16 protein-coding genes and 1 tRNA gene are annotated in these 18,970 nt (G+C 60.9%); 12 read left to right on the top strand and 5 right to left on the bottom strand.

All coding sequences use genetic code 11. The features are described 5' to 3' along the window. Positions 1-2: 2 nt before the first annotated feature. The 7 genes from G5229_RS11605 (at position 3) to G5229_RS11575 (ending at position 4,730) form a co-directional block, all read left to right on the top strand. On the top strand, positions 3-824 hold the full coding sequence (locus tag G5229_RS11605; protein ID WP_139442150.1) for a transporter substrate-binding domain-containing protein: 822 nt from the start codon (positions 3-5) through the stop codon (positions 822-824). Then, positions 824-1,729 (top strand): amino acid ABC transporter permease, encoded by a 906-nt coding sequence (locus G5229_RS11600; RefSeq protein ID WP_069555751.1) that lies wholly within the window; start codon positions 824-826, stop codon positions 1,727-1,729. The genes G5229_RS11605 and G5229_RS11600 overlap by 1 nt, the downstream gene beginning before the upstream one ends. Then, positions 1,723-2,460 (top strand): penicillin-insensitive murein endopeptidase, encoded by a 738-nt coding sequence (gene mepA, locus G5229_RS11595; RefSeq protein ID WP_421209156.1) that lies wholly within the window; start codon positions 1,723-1,725, stop codon positions 2,458-2,460. The genes G5229_RS11600 and mepA overlap by 7 nt, the downstream gene beginning before the upstream one ends. An 85-nt stretch (positions 2,461-2,545) precedes the next feature. Further along, on the top strand, positions 2,546-3,136 hold the full coding sequence (locus G5229_RS11590) for a LemA family protein (protein WP_421209155.1): 591 nt from the start codon (positions 2,546-2,548) through the stop codon (positions 3,134-3,136). Then, positions 3,133-3,858: a TPM domain-containing protein gene (locus G5229_RS11585; RefSeq protein WP_139743589.1), complete on the top strand. Its 726-nt coding sequence runs from the start codon at positions 3,133-3,135 to the stop codon at positions 3,856-3,858. Before G5229_RS11590 ends, G5229_RS11585 begins: the two co-directional genes overlap by 4 nt. Before the next feature lie 21 nt (positions 3,859-3,879). After that, complete coding sequence (locus tag G5229_RS11580; RefSeq protein ID WP_421209154.1) at positions 3,880-4,497, top strand: TPM domain-containing protein; 618 nt, start codon at positions 3,880-3,882, stop codon at positions 4,495-4,497. A gap of 145 nt (positions 4,498-4,642) precedes the next feature. Continuing rightward, positions 4,643-4,730: transfer RNA gene (locus G5229_RS11575), tRNA-Ser, on the top strand. 449 nt (positions 4,731-5,179) lie between these two features. On the opposite strand, the gene G5229_RS11570 is transcribed toward G5229_RS11575, so the two are convergent. From G5229_RS11570 to G5229_RS11555, 4 genes are all read right to left on the bottom strand, one after another. Next, entirely contained in the window at positions 5,180-7,075 is a 1,896-nt protein-coding gene (locus G5229_RS11570; RefSeq protein ID WP_199258754.1) for a DEAD/DEAH box helicase, read from the bottom strand. A gap of 180 nt (positions 7,076-7,255) precedes the next feature. Next, positions 7,256-7,717, bottom strand: coding sequence for a hotdog fold thioesterase (locus tag G5229_RS11565; protein WP_216953377.1), 462 nt, complete (start codon positions 7,715-7,717; stop codon positions 7,256-7,258). A gap of 168 nt (positions 7,718-7,885) precedes the next feature. Continuing rightward, positions 7,886-8,374: a hypothetical protein gene (locus G5229_RS11560; RefSeq protein WP_421209153.1), complete on the bottom strand. Its 489-nt coding sequence runs from the start codon at positions 8,372-8,374 to the stop codon at positions 7,886-7,888. Further along, positions 8,374-11,445 carry an FAD-binding and (Fe-S)-binding domain-containing protein gene (locus tag G5229_RS11555; RefSeq protein ID WP_421209152.1) on the bottom strand — a complete coding sequence of 1,024 codons (3,072 nt, stop codon included), beginning with the start codon at positions 11,443-11,445 and terminating at the stop codon, positions 8,374-8,376. Before G5229_RS11555 ends, G5229_RS11560 begins: the two co-directional genes overlap by 1 nt. A gap of 167 nt (positions 11,446-11,612) precedes the next feature. On the opposite strand from G5229_RS11555, the gene G5229_RS11550 reads away from it, so the two are divergent. The 4 genes from G5229_RS11550 (at position 11,613) to G5229_RS11535 (ending at position 16,838) form a co-directional block, all read left to right on the top strand. Then, positions 11,613-12,539 (top strand): cation diffusion facilitator family transporter, encoded by a 927-nt coding sequence (locus tag G5229_RS11550; protein ID WP_005352774.1) that lies wholly within the window; start codon positions 11,613-11,615, stop codon positions 12,537-12,539. A 300-nt stretch (positions 12,540-12,839) separates the two neighbouring features. Continuing rightward, complete coding sequence (locus G5229_RS11545) at positions 12,840-14,375, top strand: TerC family protein (RefSeq protein ID WP_421209151.1); 1,536 nt, start codon at positions 12,840-12,842, stop codon at positions 14,373-14,375. Between the two features lie 207 nt (positions 14,376-14,582). Then, the gene (locus tag G5229_RS11540) at positions 14,583-15,704 is read left to right on the top strand and encodes an alkene reductase (RefSeq protein WP_421209150.1); all 1,122 of its coding nucleotides are present in this window, start codon (positions 14,583-14,585) and stop codon (positions 15,702-15,704) included. 147 nt (positions 15,705-15,851) lie between these two features. After that, positions 15,852-16,838 carry a zinc-binding dehydrogenase gene (locus G5229_RS11535; protein WP_421209149.1) on the top strand — a complete coding sequence of 329 codons (987 nt, stop codon included), beginning with the start codon at positions 15,852-15,854 and terminating at the stop codon, positions 16,836-16,838. A 111-nt stretch (positions 16,839-16,949) separates the two neighbouring features. Here the strand turns inward: G5229_RS11535 and G5229_RS11530 are convergent, their stop codons facing one another. Next, positions 16,950-18,014, bottom strand: a complete 1,065-nt coding sequence (locus G5229_RS11530; RefSeq protein ID WP_421209148.1) for an adenosine deaminase — start codon at positions 18,012-18,014, stop codon at positions 16,950-16,952. Positions 18,015-18,211: 197 nt separating this feature from the next. Between G5229_RS11530 and G5229_RS11525 the strand changes: the two genes are divergently transcribed. After that, entirely contained in the window at positions 18,212-18,961 is a 750-nt protein-coding gene (locus G5229_RS11525; RefSeq protein ID WP_005337281.1) for an HAD-IIA family hydrolase, read from the top strand. Positions 18,962-18,970: the final 9 nt, after the last annotated feature.

Below are 18,970 nucleotides of genomic sequence, written 5' to 3'. Positions count from 1 at the left end.
CCATGAATCTGTCATTCAAGACCACCCTGTCGGGCGCTGCCCTGCTACTGACAAGCCTGCTCACTCCGGCACTGGCACAAACTGCCCCCTCCGACACCCAGGCACAGATCGAACAGAGCGGTACCCTGCGGGTCGGCATGTCCACCTTCGCCCCCTGGGCGATGCGCGACAAGCAGGGGGCCCTGATCGGTTTCGAGATTGACGTGGCCCGTCGCCTCGCCACAGATAACGGCTGGCAGGTAGAGTTCGTGCCTACCGCCTGGGATGGCATCATCCCCTCCCTGTTGGCGAAAAAATATGACGTCATCATCGGCGGCCTCACCATCACCCCCGAGCGGGAGAAGAGCGTGCGCTTCACCCAGGCCTACTCCCATTCGGGGGTGCAGCTGGCCGCCTCCAGCACCATGGCCAAAGAGAAGAAAACCGTGGCGGACTTCAACCAGCGCGGGGTGATCCTGGCGGTACGTCGTGGCGCCTCACCGGTACAGGTGGCAAAAGAACACTTCCCCAAGGCCACCCTGCGCCAGTTTGATGACGAGTCACAGGTATTTCAGGAGGTGCTGAACGGCCGCGCCCACGGCGCCCTCTCCTCTTCCCCGAAACCCGAGCAGGAAGCCCTGCGCCACCCGGATGCCCTCTTTATGCCGTTTGCCAAACCGCTGGCAGAGGGGAGTGAAGGGTTTGCCCTGCGCAAGGGGGATGATGCCCTGGCTGAACAGTTCAACGAGTGGATCGCCGCCCGTCAGGCCGATGGCTGGCTCAAGGCGCGCCATGACTACTGGTTCAAGTCGCTGGCCTGGGAAGCGCAGGTCGCCAACCCCTGATGCTGATTGCTCTAAAAGAGACCATCCGGCGCATCGTCCGTGGGGCATGTCGGAACATCAACTGGCTGGATGGGGCGATCGCCCTGATCCTGCTGCTGGCTGGCCTCTGGCTGGCCAGCCGCTTGCACATCGGGGTGGCCTATCAGTGGCGCTGGCATGAGGCCTTCGATCTGCTGTTCACCCCTGGCCCTCACGGCGAGTTGCCCTACTTTTTCAGCGGTCTGCTCACCACCTTGCGCATCGCCCTGCTCGGCATGGTGCTGGCGCTGCTGCTCGGCACTGCGCTGGGGGTAGCCGCCTTCAGCCGCCGCCCCTGGCTGGTGATGCCCGCGACCCTGTTTATCCAGCTGATCCGCAATCTGCCGCCGCTGGTCTTTATCTTCATCTTCTACTTCTTTATCGCCAACCAGCTGCTGCCTGCGAGCGGCCTCTCCCGCTGGCTCGGCACCGTATCACTCTCCCCGTGGCAAGAGGCGCTGTTTGGCCCACCTGCCCGCTGGGAAAACCTCATCTCAGGCACCCTCTGCGTTGGCATGATCAGCGCAGCCTTCGTCGCCGAGATCGTCCGTGCCGGGCTTGCCGCCATCCCCCGTGGCCAGTGGGAGGCGGCGCAGAGCCTCGGACTCTCCCCCTGGGTGCGGCTGCGCCATGTGATCCTGCCGCAGGCCATGCTGCTGATGTTGCCCCCCCTCACCGGTCAGCTCATCGCGCTGGTGAAGGATACCGCCATTGTTTCCCTTATCTCGGTGCAGGAGCTCACCTTCGTCGGTACCGAGATGGCCAACTCCAGCGGACTGGTCTACGAGATCTGGCTGCTGGTAGCCGCGGCCTATTTATTTATATGTTTGAGTCTGTTCGTATTGCTGAGCCGACTCGAAGCAAGACAAGGAGCACGCACATGCTGACGTCCCTGTTGCTGGCGACTGTATTGCAAGCGGAAGCCATCGGTGGTTATGCCGCCGGTTGCCTGAAAAACGGCGTATCCCTGCCCCTCGAAGGGCCGGGTTATCAGGTGATCCGCACCAAACGGCTGCGCTACTACGGCCACCCCGACCTTATCCACTATCTGCAAGCGCTGGCCAACCAGACCCGCATGGCCGGGCTGCCGGATCTCTATATCGCCGATCTGGCGATGGCCCGGGGCGGCCCCTTTACCTCCGGCCATCGCAGCCACCAGACTGGCCTTGATGCCGATATCTGGTTTCGCATGGCCAACCGCCCCATCAGCAAATGGGAGCAGGATGCCCCCAAGGAGTGGGCACTGATCGACGAACCCAGCTACAAGATGTTACCGGGCCGCTTTGGCCCGCAGCAGCTCACCCTGCTGCGGCTTGCGGCCAGCAAACCCGAGGTGGCCCGCATCTTCGTCAATCCGGTGATCAAATCCGCGGTCTGCCAACAAGCTGGTAACGAACCCTGGGTCGCCAAGCTACGCCCCTGGGTGGGCCACTTCAGCCACTTCCACGTGCGGCTGCGCTGCCCGGTGGGCAGCCCCGATTGTGAACCCCAGGCTCCCATTCCGCCCGGCAATGGCTGTGGGGAAGAGCTGGCATCCTGGCTAAAAGACAAGTCCCAGCTGCCCAAGGTATCCGGCATCAACAAGCGACCTGAGCTACCTGCGCGTTGTGGCAACTGACCCCAAGCTGGTATGGTGATGCACTCTTGGTCGTACACCATCCATGGCGCACTATCGACTCGAAATACCAAAGGAGAACAACAAGATGGCCACATCACTCTGGCGCAAAACCACGCAGAGCCTGTTGACCCTGACCCTGCTGCTCGGCCTGACCGGCTGCGGCATGAACAACATTCCGACCCTGGATGAGCAGGTCAAGGCGAGCTGGGGGCAGGTGGAGAACCAGTATCAGCGCCGCGCCGACCTCATTCCCAATCTGGTCGCCACCGTCAAGGGCTACGCCAGCCATGAGCAGGAGACCCTAAAGGCGGTCACCGATGCCCGTGCCCGGGTCGGCAGCGTGCAGGTGAACGATCCTGCCCAGCTCAAGGAGTTTGAAGCGGCGCAGAACCAGCTCTCCAGCGCCCTCTCTCGCCTGATGGTGGTGGTAGAGCGCTACCCCGAGCTGAAAGCGGATCAGCAGTTCCTTGCCCTGCAGGCCCAACTGGAAGGAACCGAGAATCGCATCTCAGTGGCTCGCCGCGACTATATCGAGGCGGTGCGCCAGTTCAATACCGAGATCCGCACTTTCCCCGGCGTCATCTGGTCCAAGCTGCTCTACTCGGATCTGGAGGCCAAACCCAGTTTCAGTGCCAAACCCGGTGCCGATGAGGCGCCCAAGGTCAGCTTCCAATGAAGATGATGCTGCGCTGGTTTCTTCCCTGTCTGCTGCTCTGGGCCACTGCCCTGCAAGCGGCGCCGGACTTCCCGACGCTGAGCGGACGGGTGGTGGATGAAGCCAGTCTTATGTCCCGCAAACAGGCCCATCAACTGACCCAACAGCTGGCCGCCTTTGAAAAGCGCAGCGGTATCCAGCTGGTGGTGGTCTCTGTCGACAGCCTCGATGGGGAGACTATCGAGGAGTACGGCTACCAGCTCGGTCGTCACTGGGGGATCGGCCAGAAAGGTAAAAACAATGGCGTGCTGTTGCTGATCGCCCAGGATGAGCGCAAGGTGCGGATCGAGGTAGGCTATGGATTGGAAGGCGCCCTGCCCGACGCCATCGCAGCCAACATCATCCATGGCCGCATCCTGCCCGCCTTCAAGCGCGGCGATATGGTGGCCGGGATCATGGCGGGCAGCCAGAGCATCATGAAGGCACTCGCCGGAGAATATCAGCCGGTCGAGCAGCCAAAGAGTGACAAGGGTGGCGGCCCCTGGCTGTTTATTCTGGTGGTGATTGCGATGATCGTGCTCCACAACCTGCGCGGGGGTGGCGGCGGTGGGCCGGGAGGACGACGTCGGTCGGCCTACATGGCCGGTGGATTGGGTGCCGGCTCCTTTGGTGGTCGCTCCGGCGGCGGATTCAGCGGTGGCGGCGGCAGTTTTGGCGGCGGCGGAGCCTCCGGTGGCTGGTAACAGGGATTAAGAGACAACGACATGATTTCCAAACAGTTTTATCACACGCTTCAGGCCAGGGTCAGACAAGCCGAACAGGCAACGGATGCCGAACTGGTGACCGTGCTGGCCCCGGCCAGCGATGGCTATCGCTACATTCCCACCCTCTGGGCGGCGCTGCTGGCGATGCTCACCCCGCTGCTGGTGTTCCAGCTCGGCTTCTGGCTAGGCTGGTACGAAATCCTGCTGGTCCAGTGGTCGGTCTGGCTGCTGCTGAGCCTGCTGTTCCACTGGACCCCCATCAAGATGCGGCTCATCCCGAAGAAGGTTCGCCAGCACCGGGCGGCCCTGATGGCCCGCCTGCAATTTGTCGAGCAAGGGCTGCACCGCACCCGCGACCGGCTCGGGGTGCTGATCTTCGTCTCAGCCGCCGAGCACTATGTAGAAATACTGGTGGATGACGGCATCGCCCAGCATATCGACAACGGCCAGTGGCAGGAGATCATCGACGACTTCGTGGCGCGAGTGCGCAACAAGGAGATCGAACAGGGTTTTCTGGAGTGCGTGGAGCGCGTTAGTGCCATTCTGACCGATGCCTTCCCGGCCACCCGGGATCAAAACGAGCTGCCGGACAGTCTGATCATCCTCGACAAGCCCTGATCCGGTTTAAAAAACCGGCATTCTGCGCAAGGGTTAGGCATTCGGAAAAGATTATGAAAAATAAGGGGAAAAGAGGTTGACCCACACAGTCCTTTCCCCTAAATTACGCCCCGTTCCAGCGCAACAGCGCAGTGAACGAAAATTTGGTGAGGTGTCCGAGTGGCTGAAGGAGCACGCCTGGAAAGTGTGTATACGGCAACGTATCGAGGGTTCGAATCCCTCCCTCACCGCCAAATTAAAAAAACCGACCTCAGGGTCGGTTTTTTGCTTTCCGGAAAACACAAACATCGGTGCCGACAACGGCAACAACGACAAAAACAGGTGAGCACTCTCGCCAGACCATCGCCTGTATGAGCAACACCTCCCCGGCACTTCCCATGGAGCAGCTGGTTGGGCATGGGCTTGCTCATCGCCGTTGTGTCATTAGCCGGCATGCCCCCCTTTTCTAACGCTCAGCGACGGGTACCCAGCAAACCACCCTCAGGGCGATGGTGAGGCATGCCACGTCGGCGTCATCTATCTCCTCAGCATGACAGCTTTATGGCAGCCTGAGCGCTCACCACAAGGTTCTGAGCACAGTTTTCCTGTTATCCTCGGCGCACCAGCACCTTACCGCCTCGCGAGAGGCTGGCACAAAAAAAGGCCGCTCAATGAGCGGCCTTCTTCATAACGGGATCAGCAATCAGCTTTCGCGGCGCTTGCCACCGAATTTGCGATCTTTGTTGAAACCACCTTCGCGGCGATCCTTGTTGAACGGACGGTCACCCTGCGGACGGCGATCCTTGTTGAAAGGACGGTCGCCACGGAACGGACGATCACCGCGCGGCGGACGGCTGCTGGTGTTGCCACCGGCCGGCACCTCGGTGTAGCGAGTGATCTGCAGCGGACGCTGGCAAACACGGGCTTTCTTGATCACTTCCAGCACATCGGCGCTAATGCCCTTGGGCAGGTCAACGGTGGAGAAGTCGTCAGCGATGTCGATGTTGCCGATGAAGCGGCTCTCGATATTCGCTTCGTTGGCGATGGCGCCCACGATCTGGCCCGGCTTGACGCCGTGATGGGCACCCACGTCGACACGGTAGCGCTCCATCTCCACGTCCGGGTTGTCTTTCAGCGGACGCGGCTCCAGGGACGGCATGCGACGGGCCGGACGATCGCCACGGTCACCGAAGTCACGACCGCCGCGATCGTTGAAGTCACGACGCTCGAAGCCACCACGATCGTTGCTGTTGTTGAACAGCGGATCCGGGATGGAGTCATCCAGCAGCAGCGGTTGGTCGCCCTGTACCAGCTTGGCCAGTGCGGCAGCCAGCTCCAGCGGATCGGCAGAATCTTCTTCGATCAGCTCGTTTACCAGGTTGTGGTAGATCTCGAGCTCTTCGCCCATCATGGTTTCGCGGATGCGCTCTTTGAACTTGGCCAGACGATGCTGGTTGATGTCCTCGGTGCTCGGCATCTTCATCGGCTCGATGGCCTGACGGGTTGCGTGCTCGATGGCGCGCAGCATGCGGCGCTCGCGCGGAGCCACGAACAGGATGGCCTCGCCCTTGCGACCGGCACGACCGGTACGGCCGATACGGTGAACGTAGGATTCGGTGTCGTACGGAATGTCGTAGTTCACTACGTGGGTGATACGCTCAACGTCCAGACCACGGGCAACCACGTCGGTGGCGATCAGGATGTCCAGCTGGCCCTGACGCAGCTTGTCAACGGTACGCTCACGCAGCTTCTGCGGGATGTCACCGTGCAGCGCTTCACAGGCGTGGCCACGTGCGGCCAGCTTGCCAGCCAGCTCTTCGGCAGCGTTCTTGGTACGTACGAATACCAGCAGGGCTTCGTAGGATTCCACTTCCAGCAGGCGGGTCATGGCGTCCAGCTTGTGCAGACCGGTTACCTGCCAGTAACGCTGGCGAATAGTGGTAGCGGTAGCAGTCTTGGAGGCGATCTTGATCTCTTTGGGCTGCTTCAGGTGCTTCTGGGCCACGCGACGGATCTGCTCCGGCATGGTGGCAGAGAACAGAGCAACCTGACGAGAGCTCGGGCACTGCTCCATGATCCAGTCCACGTCGTCGATGAAGCCCATACGCAGCATTTCATCAGCTTCGTCCAGTACCAGAGCTTTCAGGCCGGAGAGATCCAAGTTCTTGCGACGGATCAGATCCATCACGCGGCCCGGAGTACCGACGACAACCTGGGCACCACGACGCAGGGCGCGGGTCTGGGTTTCGTAGGAGGCACCACCGTAGATCGGCAGCACGTGGAAATCAGGCATGTGGTGTGCATAGCGTTGGCACGCTTCAGCCACCTGCAGCGCCAGTTCGCGGGTAGGCGCCAGCACCAGGATCTGGGTGTTGCGGTTACCAGCTTCCAGACGAGACAACAGAGGCAAGGCAAAAGCAGCGGTCTTCCCTGTACCGGTTTGCGCCTGCCCCAGCAGATCGTGTCCCGCCATCAGGTGGGGAATTGCTGCGGCCTGGATCGGTGACGGGCGCTCATAGCCCACGTCCTGCAGCGCTTTCAATACAGGCGCGGCCAGTCCAAGCTCACTAAAAAGGGGCAGTTGTTCGGTATCAGACATAGATTCTTCCAGATTAAGGCAGGCGGCTAACACCGCGGAATAGCAAAAAGGCGGCGATTATAGCGCCACTTTGTTCTGCTGTCTTGAAAAATGTGATAAGCCTCTCAAGACGTTGGCAATTATAGAGGGATCTGGCGAGTATGGCTTGCTTATTTTGCACTCATAGTGCGTTATTGCAGATCACTCCTCGCTGGAGTCCTTGCCCCGCTTGTGTTTGAGCACCGCCATGGTCAGTCGGCTGGTGCACAATAAACGCTCACGTTCGTCCCGAATTTCAATCTGCCACACCTGAGTTGTTGCTCCCAGATGGAGCGGCGCGCAACGCCCGGTCACCACCCCTTCCCGTTTGGCCCGCAGATGGTTGGCATTCACCTCCAACCCCACACAGTAGCTATCTGGCCCCACAGCCATATTGGCGGCAATCGATCCCAAGGTTTCCGCCAGCACCACGGATGCGCCGCCATGCAGCATGCCAAGGGGCTGGTGCGTACGGTGATCCACCGGCATGATCGCTTCCAGCCAATCGGAGCCAAAAGCCGTGTAGACGATATCGAGATGGGCCATCAGGGTGTTGCGAGAGGTGGCGTTGAGCCCCTCCAGACTCATGGGTTTACGCCAGATGGGCGCAATATCGTGACTCATTGCGAGCAGACTCCTTATGTAAGCGATGAATGCGTACCGATATGAGTGAAACGCCCTCCATCGACAAAATGGTTCGGTTATATGAGTTGTTGGTTACCGGGTGACATGTTAACAACGCAGCCCCGACTCGGAACTGCGTGTTACACAATCATGCCCTTAAGCGGGATGTCACCAGGGGTAGGTAACGCCGGGCCACTCAGCCCAGGGCACTTCTCGCCCCGGCAAGCGGGGGTCTGGCCACTGCCAAACGTTGGCGAGCCAGTCGCGCAGCTGAATCTCCAGCTCCTCATCCGTGATTGGCGCCTCGGCCACCTTCCAGAAGAAGAGCTCCACCGCTACCTCAGGCAACACCGAGGGGTAGAGATAAACCCCGCCCCAGAATTGCGGCTCCCGATCCGGGCTCCAGAGGCCATAGGCAAAGGAGCGCTTGGCCAGAAACTCCGACTGCTGCCACTCCAGATCCCCTTCGTGCTGGCTCAGGCTGAAGTTGGCGGAGGGCCAGATATCATTCGGGCGAAACAGCTGATGGAGCTGCTCACGCTCGCGCAGGATGGCGACAAACTCCACCACCGCCTGAGCGGGGGTGGCGGGTAATAGCAAGAAACGCGGGTGCCGATAGGCCTTCGGCACCCGAAACCGCTTGGGAAACGTCAGCATCAGAGCAGCTCCAGCAGGGCTTGCAATGGATGTTTGAGCTTTTCCCCCTCCATCCGCTTGACCTGACTGCGGCACGAATAGCCGGTCGCCAGACAGCGCGCTTTGGGTAGACGGGCTAGCGGGTCAGCCCAGCTCAACCCATAAATGCCCTTGGAGTTCTCCACCTGTTTGACGTCGTGACCATAGGTGCCCGCCATACCGCAGCAACCCACAGAGACTGGCTGCAAGCTGGCCCCGAAGCGGCCAAACAGGGTGCTCCAGTCGCCGTGAGTGGAGGGCTTGGCGGTCTTCTCGGTGCAGTGGGCAAAGAGATACCAGGGCTCGCCCCCCTCCTCGCTCTTGGTCTTGTCAGTGCGAGCAGGCAGTTGATCTGCTGGCAGCGAGAGCAGCCACTCCTGCGGCAACAACACCTGAAAATCACCGCGGGCCGACCCCAGCGCCTTGGCATACTCGTCGCGATAGCAGAGCACCATGGCCGGATCCACCCCCACCATGGGAATGCCAAGCGCCGCCACCTTGTTGAGGAACTGGGCGCTGTTGGCCGCTGTACGGGCAAAGGCGCGCAGGAACCCCTTGATATGCTGGGGTTTACCGTTGGGTTTAAAGGGCAGCAAGTAGGGCTGGAAGCCGAGCTTGCTGGCGAGTTTCACCAGGTCGCGCACCACAGGGGCGTCGTAATAACTGGTGAAGGGATCCTGCACGATGAGCACCACCTGCTTGCGCTGCTCGACGCTCATCCGCTCCAGTCCCGGCAGATCAAAATAGCGGGCACGGTTATCGTGCAGGCTCTCGGCAAGGGTCGGCACTGAGAGCAGCGGCACATCCACCATGCCGATGCTCTTCTCGGTCGCCTTCTGGGCCCACTCTTTTTCGAGGAAAAAGTTGACCAGCTTCGGCGCCTTGGCAAGCAACGGCGCATAGCTCTCCACCGTGCCGACGAAGTAATCCTTGGGGGCGCGCAGGTAGCGGCCATGATAAAGCTGCATAAAGCGGGCGCGAAAATCGGGCACATCCACCTTGATCGGGCACTGGCTGGTGCACGCCTTGCAGGCCAGACAGCCAGCCATCGCCTCCATCACCTCGTGGGAGAAGTCATACTCGCCGCGCTGTTTGGCCCAGCTGTTGCGCACCTTGTCCACCAGCTGTTTAAAGCGCACACCACCGGATTGCAGCGCCACCTCTTCCGCCAACGGGTCGAAGCCCTGCTCTGCCAGCTGACGCAACCATTCACGCATCAGGCCCGCCCGCCCCTTGGGGGAGTGGCGACGATCACGGCTGATCTTGACCGAGGGGCACATGGGGGAGTCGGTCTCGAAGGTGAAGCAGAGACCGTTGCCGTTGCAATCCATGGCGCGGGTGTAGCTGGTGCGCACCGCGAGCGGGATCTGGCGATCATACTTGCCGCGTTTGGGGCCATCCACCGACACCAGCTCGGCGCCGCTACCATAGGGGATACAGATCTTGCCCGGGTTGATGCGGTTGCCCGGGTCGAATACCCCCTTGACCCGCTGCAGCTCTTCCCACAGTTCGCCAAAGAAGGCGGGGCTGTATTCGGAGCGAAAGCCCTTGCCGTGCTCGCCCCACATCAAGCCGCCATATTTGGCAGTGAGCGCTACCACCTGATCGGAGATGCGGCGCAGCAGCACCTCCTGCTCGGGATCGCACAAATCGAGCGCCGGGCGCACGTGCAGCACACCGGCATCAACGTGGCCAAACATGCCGTAGTCGAGGCCGTGGGCATCCAGCAGAGCGCGAAACTCCATGATGAAATCGGCCAGTGACTCTGGCGGCACGGCGGTATCTTCGGTGAAGGCCACCGGCTTCTTGCGTCCTTCGGCGTTGCCCAGCAGCCCCACCGACTTCTTGCGCATGGTGTAGATGGTCTCGATGCTCGGCAGGTGGTCACACACCTGATAGCCGATGATCCCCGCCTCCCCCTTGGCGAGCAGATTGTCGATACGGCGGCAGAGCTCCGCCACCTTGGCCTTGTGTTCTGCCTCATCGGTGTCGGCAAACTCGACAATGTTGAGTCCCTGCAGATCCTTGCCGGGCACATCCTGAATAAGTTCTTTCACCGAATGCCAGATGATGTCGGCGCGGGCCAGCCCGAGCACCCGGGAGTCCACCGTCTCCACCGAGAGAGCCTGCGCCTGCACCATAAAGGGGGCATTGCGCAGGGCGGAGGGGAAGCTGTCGTACTTGACGTTGACCAGGGTGCGGTAGCGCGGGATGGGGGTGATATTGAGTTTGGCTTCGGTGATAAAGCCCAAGGATCCTTCCGAGCCGCACAGCACCCGACTCACATCCAGCGTATCGGTATCGGGTTGATAGAGGTGCTTGAGATCGTAGCCGGTCAGAAAGCGGTTGAGCTTGGGGAAGGTCGCCTCGATGTCGGCGCGGCGCTCCTTGCCGATACGATAGAGGGTGCGATAGATCTCCCCTTCCCGATTCTCCAGCGCCAGCTTGTCGGCCAGTCGCTCACCGGTCAGCGGCTCGGTCGCCATGATGTCGCCATTCTCCAGCACGGCTTTGAGGCCCAGCACGTGATCCGAGGTTTTGCCGTAGACCAGAGACCCCTGCCCCGAGGCATCGGTGTTGATCATGCCCCCTAAGGTGGCGCGATTGGAGGTGGAGAGATCCGGCGAGAAAAAGTAACCGTGGGGCTTGAGATAGGCGTTGAGCTGGTCTTTCACCACCCCGGCCTGGGCACGCACCCACCCCTCCTCCAGATTAATTTCCATGATCTGGTTCATATAACGGGAGAGATCGACGATAATGCCGCCGCCCAATGACTGGCCATTGGTGCCGGTACCGCCACCGCGAGGGAAAAAACTCAAGGAGGCGAACGCCGGCTCTGCGGCCAGCTTGAGCATTGCTGCTATGTCGTCCGCACTGCGCGGATAGAGAACCGCCTGAGGTACTACCTGATAGACGCTGTTATCCGTCGCCATCGCCAACCGGCTTGCATAAGACTTTTCGATATCACCACGAAAGGCGCTGCGCCCTAGCAACTCTAGGAACGACAGGGTTGTGGGTGACAAACTGTCCTGGTAATCGAGTCTCGGGATCATGAATCCTTGTTCCCTTATTTTGCTTGATGCCGGCACCCCGGCGACTACGACTGGCCAGCCGCCTGTCAATGGCAATCAGGCCAGTCCGCTCACATGTGAGCGGGCAGTATATCAGCTAGAAAACCGCTTGCGCTTGGCAATATTCACCATTTGAAAGGAGGACTTTTATGGCTCACCACAGCCATGTTATCAGTACGCTGGTCACCACCGAAAAACAGGCGCTTACCCTGTCGCTGTTCGGTTGTATCACCTTTGCCATCTTCGGCATCGGCTACGGCCTCTTCGTCGGTTCCAACGCCATCATGCTCGATGGTATCTTCACCCTGTTCAGCATGGGCATGACAGGCCTCGGTCTGGTCACTGCCTATCTCGTTACCCGCCCTTCCGATGCGCGCTTCCAGTACGGCTACGCCCACTTCGAGCCCATCACCAACGTCATCAATGGCGCCATTATCTTGCTGCTCTGCCTTGGCGCTCTCTATAGCGGCATCACCACCCTGCTGGATGGCGGACGGGAGATCGATCTCGGCCACGCCCTTATATATGCCGCCGTCTCCACCTTCTTCTGCGCCATCATCTATCGCATCGAAGCCCAGGTTGCCGAACAGGTAGACTCCGAGCTGGTGCGGGTCGACTCCAAGGAGTGGCTGGTGGATACCCTGCTCAGCGCCACCCTGCTTATCGGTTTCGTAGTCGCCATTGGCCTTGATGCCATCGGCTACGGCCAATACAACCGCTACATAGACCCGGTGCTGGTCTCGCTGCTGGCCCTCTGTGCCACCCTCATTCCCATCAAGGTGCTCGGTCGCAACCTGCGGGAAGTGTTGAAGATCGCCCCCAAGGGAGATGTGCCACGGCAAGTCGAGCAGGAGATCGAGGCGCTGCGCCAGCGCCATGGCATCGAGTGCTACAGCCATCTGGCCAAAAGCGGTCGCCGCTTCGATCTGGAATTGAACATTCTGGTGGCGCCGGGTCAGGAGTGGCCCGTCGAACGTCAGGATGCCCTGCGTCAGGAGCTCTGGTCTCGCCTTGGCGATACCCTTGGGGATGCCTGGCTGTCGGTCTGTTTCACCCGCGAAAAGCGCTGGTTGTAACGACCGCACGGGGGAGCGTGGCACCGCCGCCTCCCCCTGTCGCATCACAACCCCATCACGCCCCACTGACACTGCTCTTGCCAAATTGGCGCCAGCCGCTATCATCAGGGCTCATTTTTCACCCGAGGTTTTATTGCCCATCATGGACAATCCCCGAAGTTGCCCTTCGTCTCTCTCTGTCAAAGCCTATCTTTTTCTGCTTAATCAGCGCCTCTAAATAACACCTTTGCCTTGCTGTTACTGCGGCCATCGCGCGCCGTGATTACTCTCTGCTCTGTCTGTTTTTATTGAGGTCATACAATGGAATTGCTGCTGGATCCCCATATCTGGATTGGTCTGTTTACCCTGATCATTCTGGAAATCGTGCTGGGGATCGACAACCTGGTCTTTATCGCCATTCTGGTGAAAAAACTGCCCCCCGCCCAACGGGACAAGGCGCGCATCATCGGCCTGTCGCTGGCCCTGCTGATGCGACTTGGGCTCTTGAGTGTCATGTCATGGCTGGTCACCCTCACCACCCCGATTTTGCACCTGTGGGATCACCCCTTCTCCGGTCGGGACCTGATCCTGATGGGGGGCGGCCTGTTCCTGCTGTTCAAGGCCACCTCCGAGCTACATGAGCGGCTGGAAGCCAAACCCCACGATGACGGCCCGGTCGGCGCCTACGCCAGCTTCGGCGTGGTGATCGCCCAAATTCTGGTGCTGGATGCGGTCTTCTCGCTCGACTCCATCATCACCGCCGTCGGCATGGTAGATCATCTGGGCGTCATGATGGCCGCCGTGACCATCGCCATGGTGGTGATGGTGCTCGCCTCCAAGCCGCTGACCCGCTTCGTCAACGCCCACCCGACCGTGGTGGTGCTCTGTCTGAGTTTCCTGCTGATGATCGGCTTCAGCCTGGTGGCGGAAGGGTTCGGTTTTCATATTCCGAAAGGCTACCTCTACGCAGCCATCGGCTTCTCGGTGCTGATCGAGTTTTTCAACCAGCTGGCCCAACGCAGCGCCATGCGTCACGAATCCAAACAGCCCCTGCGCGAGCGCACCACCGCCGCCATCTTCAAGCTGATGGGCAGCAAGGCCTATCAGGACAGACCGGATGACGATCTGGATGCCGCACCTGCCGAGCCGCTCAGCTTTGGCGAGGAGGAGCGCTATATGGTGACCGGGGTGCTGTCGCTGGCCGAGCGCTCCATTCGCACCATCATGACCCCGCGCTCGGAGATGGCCTGGATTGATATCAACGACTCCAGCGACGAGATCCGCGCCCTGCTGCAGCGCGAACCCCACAGCCTGTTCCCCATCTGTGAAGGGGATCTGGACGAGGTGATCGGAGTGGTCAAGGCGCGCGATCTGCTGTTTGCCTTGAACGAAGGGCAATCCTTGAGCGAACTGGCCAAGCAGAACGATCCCATTATCGTGCCGCAGACCATCAACGTGATCCGTCTGCTGGCGGAGCTGCGCAAAGCCAAGGGGAGCCTTATTCTGGTCTCCGACGAGTTTGGCGTGATCCAGGGGCTGGTCACCACCCACGATCTGCTGGAGGCCATCGTCGGCGAGCTGCCGGACGAGGACGAAACCCCGGATATCGTGCGCGATGGCGAAGGGTGGCTGATCAACGGCAGCACCAACATCCACCATGTGGAGCAGGTGCTGGAGCACGAGGGGCTGGTGAGCGAGAGCGATGAATACGTGACCCTGGCGGGCATGCTGCTCTCCCACTTCGGCACCCTGCCCACCCCGGGCCAGCAGTTGCAACTGCAGCAACTCAACTTCGAGGTGATCGAGGTGAGCGAGCGGCGCATCGAGCGGGTGAAAGTGATGCCCACCACCGCTTGAGCCTGCCACCAGCAGAATACAGAAGAGGGCCAGACGGCCCTCTTTTTTATGCTTCAACTTTATGCCTCAACGCCTCTTTCCCGACGGTTTGCACTGATTGCTGCATCGATTGCTGCATCAAGCACAATTCTCTTGTGCAATTACCCCCCTTTTTCACAACAAGATGGCGGCATAAAGTGGCCTCACTTCCACCATGAGGAACTCAAGATGAGCCACGATCACCTGTTCTGCCCCCTGCGCCTCGGCCAGCTGCACCTTGCCAACCGCATCGTCATGCCCCCCATGACCCGCTCCCGTGCCAGTCAGCAGGGTGATGTGGCCAACGCCATGATGGCGAGCTACTACGCCCAGCGCGCCGAGGCGGGCCTGATCATCAGCGAAGGCACCCAAATCGACCCCATGGGCAAGGGCTATGCCTGGACGCCGGGGATCTACAGTGCCGAGCAGATCGCTGGCTGGAAGCTTGTGACCGATGCCGTGCACGCCAAGGGGGGCACCATCTTCGCCCAGCTCTGGCACGTGGGCCGGGTCACCCATCCGGACAACATCGGCGGCGCCCAGCCCATCTCCGCTTCAGCCCTGCCCGCAGTGGGCGTCAAGGTGTTCGTCGATAACGGCAGCGATGCGCCGGGCTTTGTCGAGACCGTCACTCCGCGCGCCATGACTCAGGCCGATATCGATGCGGTGGTGGGCCAGTTCCGTCAGGCAGCACGCAACGCCATCAGCGCCGGTTTTGACGGCATCGAGCTTCACGCCGCCAACGGCTACCTCATCAACCAGTTCCTCGACTCCGAGTCCAACGCCCGCACCGATGGCTACGGCGGCTCGCTGGAAAACCGGCTGCGCTTCCTCAAAGAGGTGACCGAGGCAGTCAGTAGCGAAATCGGCGCCGATCGGGTCGGGGTGCGTCTTGCGCCGCTCACCACCCTCAACGGCACAGTCGATGCCAATCCGCAGGAGACCTATCTGGCGGCCGCCCGTCTGCTGGGCCAGCTCAACGTGGTCTACCTGCACATTGCCGAGGCGGACTGGGACGATGCCCCCCTGATGCCGGAGAATTTCAAGCTGGGTCTGCGGGATGCCTTCCCCAACACCCTGATCTACGCCGGTAAATATGATGGTGATCGCGCACGCGCCGCCCTCGAAGCGGGCTGGGCCGACATGATTGGTTTTGGTCGCCCCTTCGTTGCCAACCCGGATCTGCCGAACCGGCTGCGCCACGGCTATCCGCTGGCCCCCCACGATCCGGCCACCCTGTTTGGCGGCGGCGAGAAGGGGTTGACCGACTACCCCGTCTATCAGGCCGATGACGCAGCTACCAGCCGCTGATTGCCGATGGCCAACCGGCCACGTAACGCAGGCCCCACAGGTTGGGGCCTGCTGTATTGTTGCGCATTAGCAACAGTGATATGACTGACCGAATCACTGTTGCAATGATCTCGTTGTTCTCTCCCCTCGCTTTCACAAGGAGTCATCATGAATCACACCCAAGCCTGGTGCTGGCATGCCCCCGGTGAACCGACCCAGCTTACCCTCGCCGATCTGCCCCTGGCACCGCTCGCCCCTGACGAGGTACTGGTAGCCAACCGGGTTATCGCTTTCAACCCGGTGGACTGGAAGCTGATCGAATATGGCCACTCCAACTGGCAGGAGGGTCAGGTGCCCGGCGTCGATGGCATGGGCACTATCGTGGCCCTCGGCGCCAACGTCAGCCATCTGCGCCTCGGTGCCCGGGTCGCCTATCACACCGACCTGCGCCACCACGGCAGCTTTGCCCGCCACACCCGGGTACCAGCCCGCGCCCTGCTGCCAGTGCCCGATGCCCTGAGTGACGAGGCGGCCGCCGCCCTGCCCTGTCCCGGCCTCACTGCGTGGCAGGCGCTGGCCAAGCTGCCGCGCCTGCACGGGGAAGCGCTGCTCATCACAGGTGCTGGCAGCAGTGTCGGCCGCTTTGCGGTGCAGCTCGCCCTCCAGCAAGGAGCGCGAGTCTTTGCCAGCGCCAGCCCACGCCACCATCACTGGCTCAAACAGATCGGCGTGCAGGGGGTGGCCGATTATCGGGATCCCGAGTGGCTCGCCACTTTGCAGGCGGCCAACGGCAACGAGCCGTTTGAGGGGATCATCGATCTGGTCTCCAGCCAACAGGCAGAGAGCTTGCTGCCCGCGCTGGGCTACTACGGCCATATGGTGACTGTGCTGGGGCGCATCCCGCACAATCCGCTACCCGCCTTTGCCCATTGCCACTCATTGCACGAGATTGCGCTCGGTGCCCAGCACGCCTTTGGCACCGACAAGCAGTGGAGCCGACTGGTGGCCGCCGGTGTCGCCATGATGGAGCAGATGACGAGCGGCAAGCTGACCCTGCCGCCGCTGGTGGTGGGCAATTTCGAGGCACTGCCCACCCTGCTCGAGCGCTTCAAGCGTGAAGGACAGGGTGAGAAGTTTCTGGTGCGAGTGGCATAACGCTGACCTGCCCCGATAACCACACCGACCATTGAAACGAAAGAGGCACGCCAGTGATGGCGGGCCTCTCTTTATATAGTGCATGTCATCTCGACTTCATTGGCGCCTGACTCAATGCAGGATCACCCCGTGAGTCTCGGCATAACTGCGGATCTCCCGGGTCAGCCGCGCCTTGTCGGCCAAGCTTAGCCAGCTCGCCTCAACGGCATTGAGCGACAAGCGGCAGAGCTGACTCATGGTCGCGCCAAGGCCATCGGCCAGCGCCACAAAGTTGGCATTCATATAGCCGCCAAAGTAGGCGGGGTCGTCCGAGTTGATGGTGACGCAGAGCCCCTGCTCCAGCAGCCGCAACACATTGTGCTGGGCCATATTGCCGAACACCTTGAGCCGGGTGTTGGAGAGGGGGCATACGGTGAGCGGCAGCCGGGTATCCGCCAGATAGCGCAGCAGCTCGGGATCGTCTGCCGAACGCACTCCGTGATCGATGCGGCATACCTGCAGCTCGTTGATCGCCTGCCAGATGTAGTCGGCAGGGCCCTCTTCACCTGCGTGGGCCACCACCGGCAGCCCCAGCTCGCGGCATTTGGCAAAGACCCGGGCAAACTTGGTCGGCGGATTGCCCTTTTCACCCGAGTCGAGGCCGATGCCATGAATGCGCGACAAGAAGGGCATAGCCTCTTCCAACGTCGCAAAGGCATCCTCTTCGCTGAGGTGGCGCAAAAAGCTCATGATAAGGCGCCAGCTGATGCCAAACTCCTGCTCCCCGCTCTGCAGCGCCCGCTCGATGCCGCCCAGCACAGTAGCAAAAGGGACACCGCGGGCGGTGTGGGTCTGCGGGTCAAAGAAGATCTCCACATGCACCACCTTGTCGGCGGCGCAACGCTCAAGATAGGCCCAGGTGAGGTCGAAGAAGTCCTGCTCGGTCACCAGCACGCTGGCGCCGCGATAGTAGAGGTCGAGAAAGGATTGCAGGCAGTCAAAGTCATAGGCGGCGCGCACGCTGGCCACATCGGGCCAGGGCAGTGGCACATTATTGCGGCGGCCCAGCTCAAACATCAGCTCGGGTTCGAGGCTGCCCTCGATATGCAGGTGCAGCTCCAGTTTCGGCAGTCCGGCGATAAATTGCGCGGCGGTAAGGTGTTCGGGGGTGACTGGCTTGGGAATCGGGGTGTCCATGGCAACGGCTCCATCAGCAAAGTGATCCGGCGTCAGCCCCTCCACCAGACTGACCCGACGGCAGCTTTATTGTGCACCGAAGTGGCGAGACAGGGGAGACTTGTCATCAAACAGACTTATAATGGCGTCACAAAAATCATAAATGATTGAACATCTTAACGATTGGCGGCTCGCCTGCGCCCTGACAAGGAGTTTTCATGAAGAAGAACGTCATCTGCGATATCGACGGTGTCATCCTGCACAACAACGATCTCATCCCCGGTGCCGACCGTTTCGTCCATCGCCTGCTGGAGCAGGGCAGCAAGCTCTTGTTCCTCACCAACTACCCGGCCCAGACCCAGAAAGATCTGCAAAACCGCTTCCGCTCCGCCGGGATCGAAGTGCCGGAGGAGTGCTTCTACACCTCCGCCATGGGCACCGCCGACTTTCTCAAGCGACAGGATGGCAAGAAGGCGTATGTGATCGGTGAAGGGGCACTGACCCACGAGCTCTACAAGGCCGGCTTTACCATCACCGACATAGACCCGGACTTCGTGGTGGTTGGCGAGACCCGCAACTACAACTGGACCATGATGCAACAGGGGGCCAAGTTCGTCGATCAGGGGGCCCGCTTTATCGCCACCAACCCCGATACCCACGGCCCCATGATGCACCCGGCCTGCGGCGCCCTGTGCGCCCCCATCGAGCGGATGACCGGCAAGAAGCCGTTCTATGTCGGCAAGCCGAGCGCCTGGATCATCCGTGCGGCGCTCAACCGGATGGAGGCCCACTCCGACGACACCATCATCATCGGCGACAACCTGCGCACCGACATTCTGGCGGGCTTTCAGGCCGGTCTCGAGACGGTGCTGGTGCTCTCCGGGGTGAGCAAGGTCGCCGATATCGACCGCATGCCGTTCAGACCGAACCATATTTTCGACTCCGTGGTCGACATCGATATCGTCTAATCACCACCC

The organism is Aeromonas sp. 602396 (assembly GCF_049173735.1).
GTDB classification, from domain to species: domain Bacteria; phylum Pseudomonadota; class Gammaproteobacteria; order Enterobacterales; family Aeromonadaceae; genus Aeromonas; species Aeromonas veronii_A.
The sequence above is the reverse complement of the archived record's forward strand: the minus strand, read 5'-3'. Positions and strand labels throughout refer to the sequence as shown.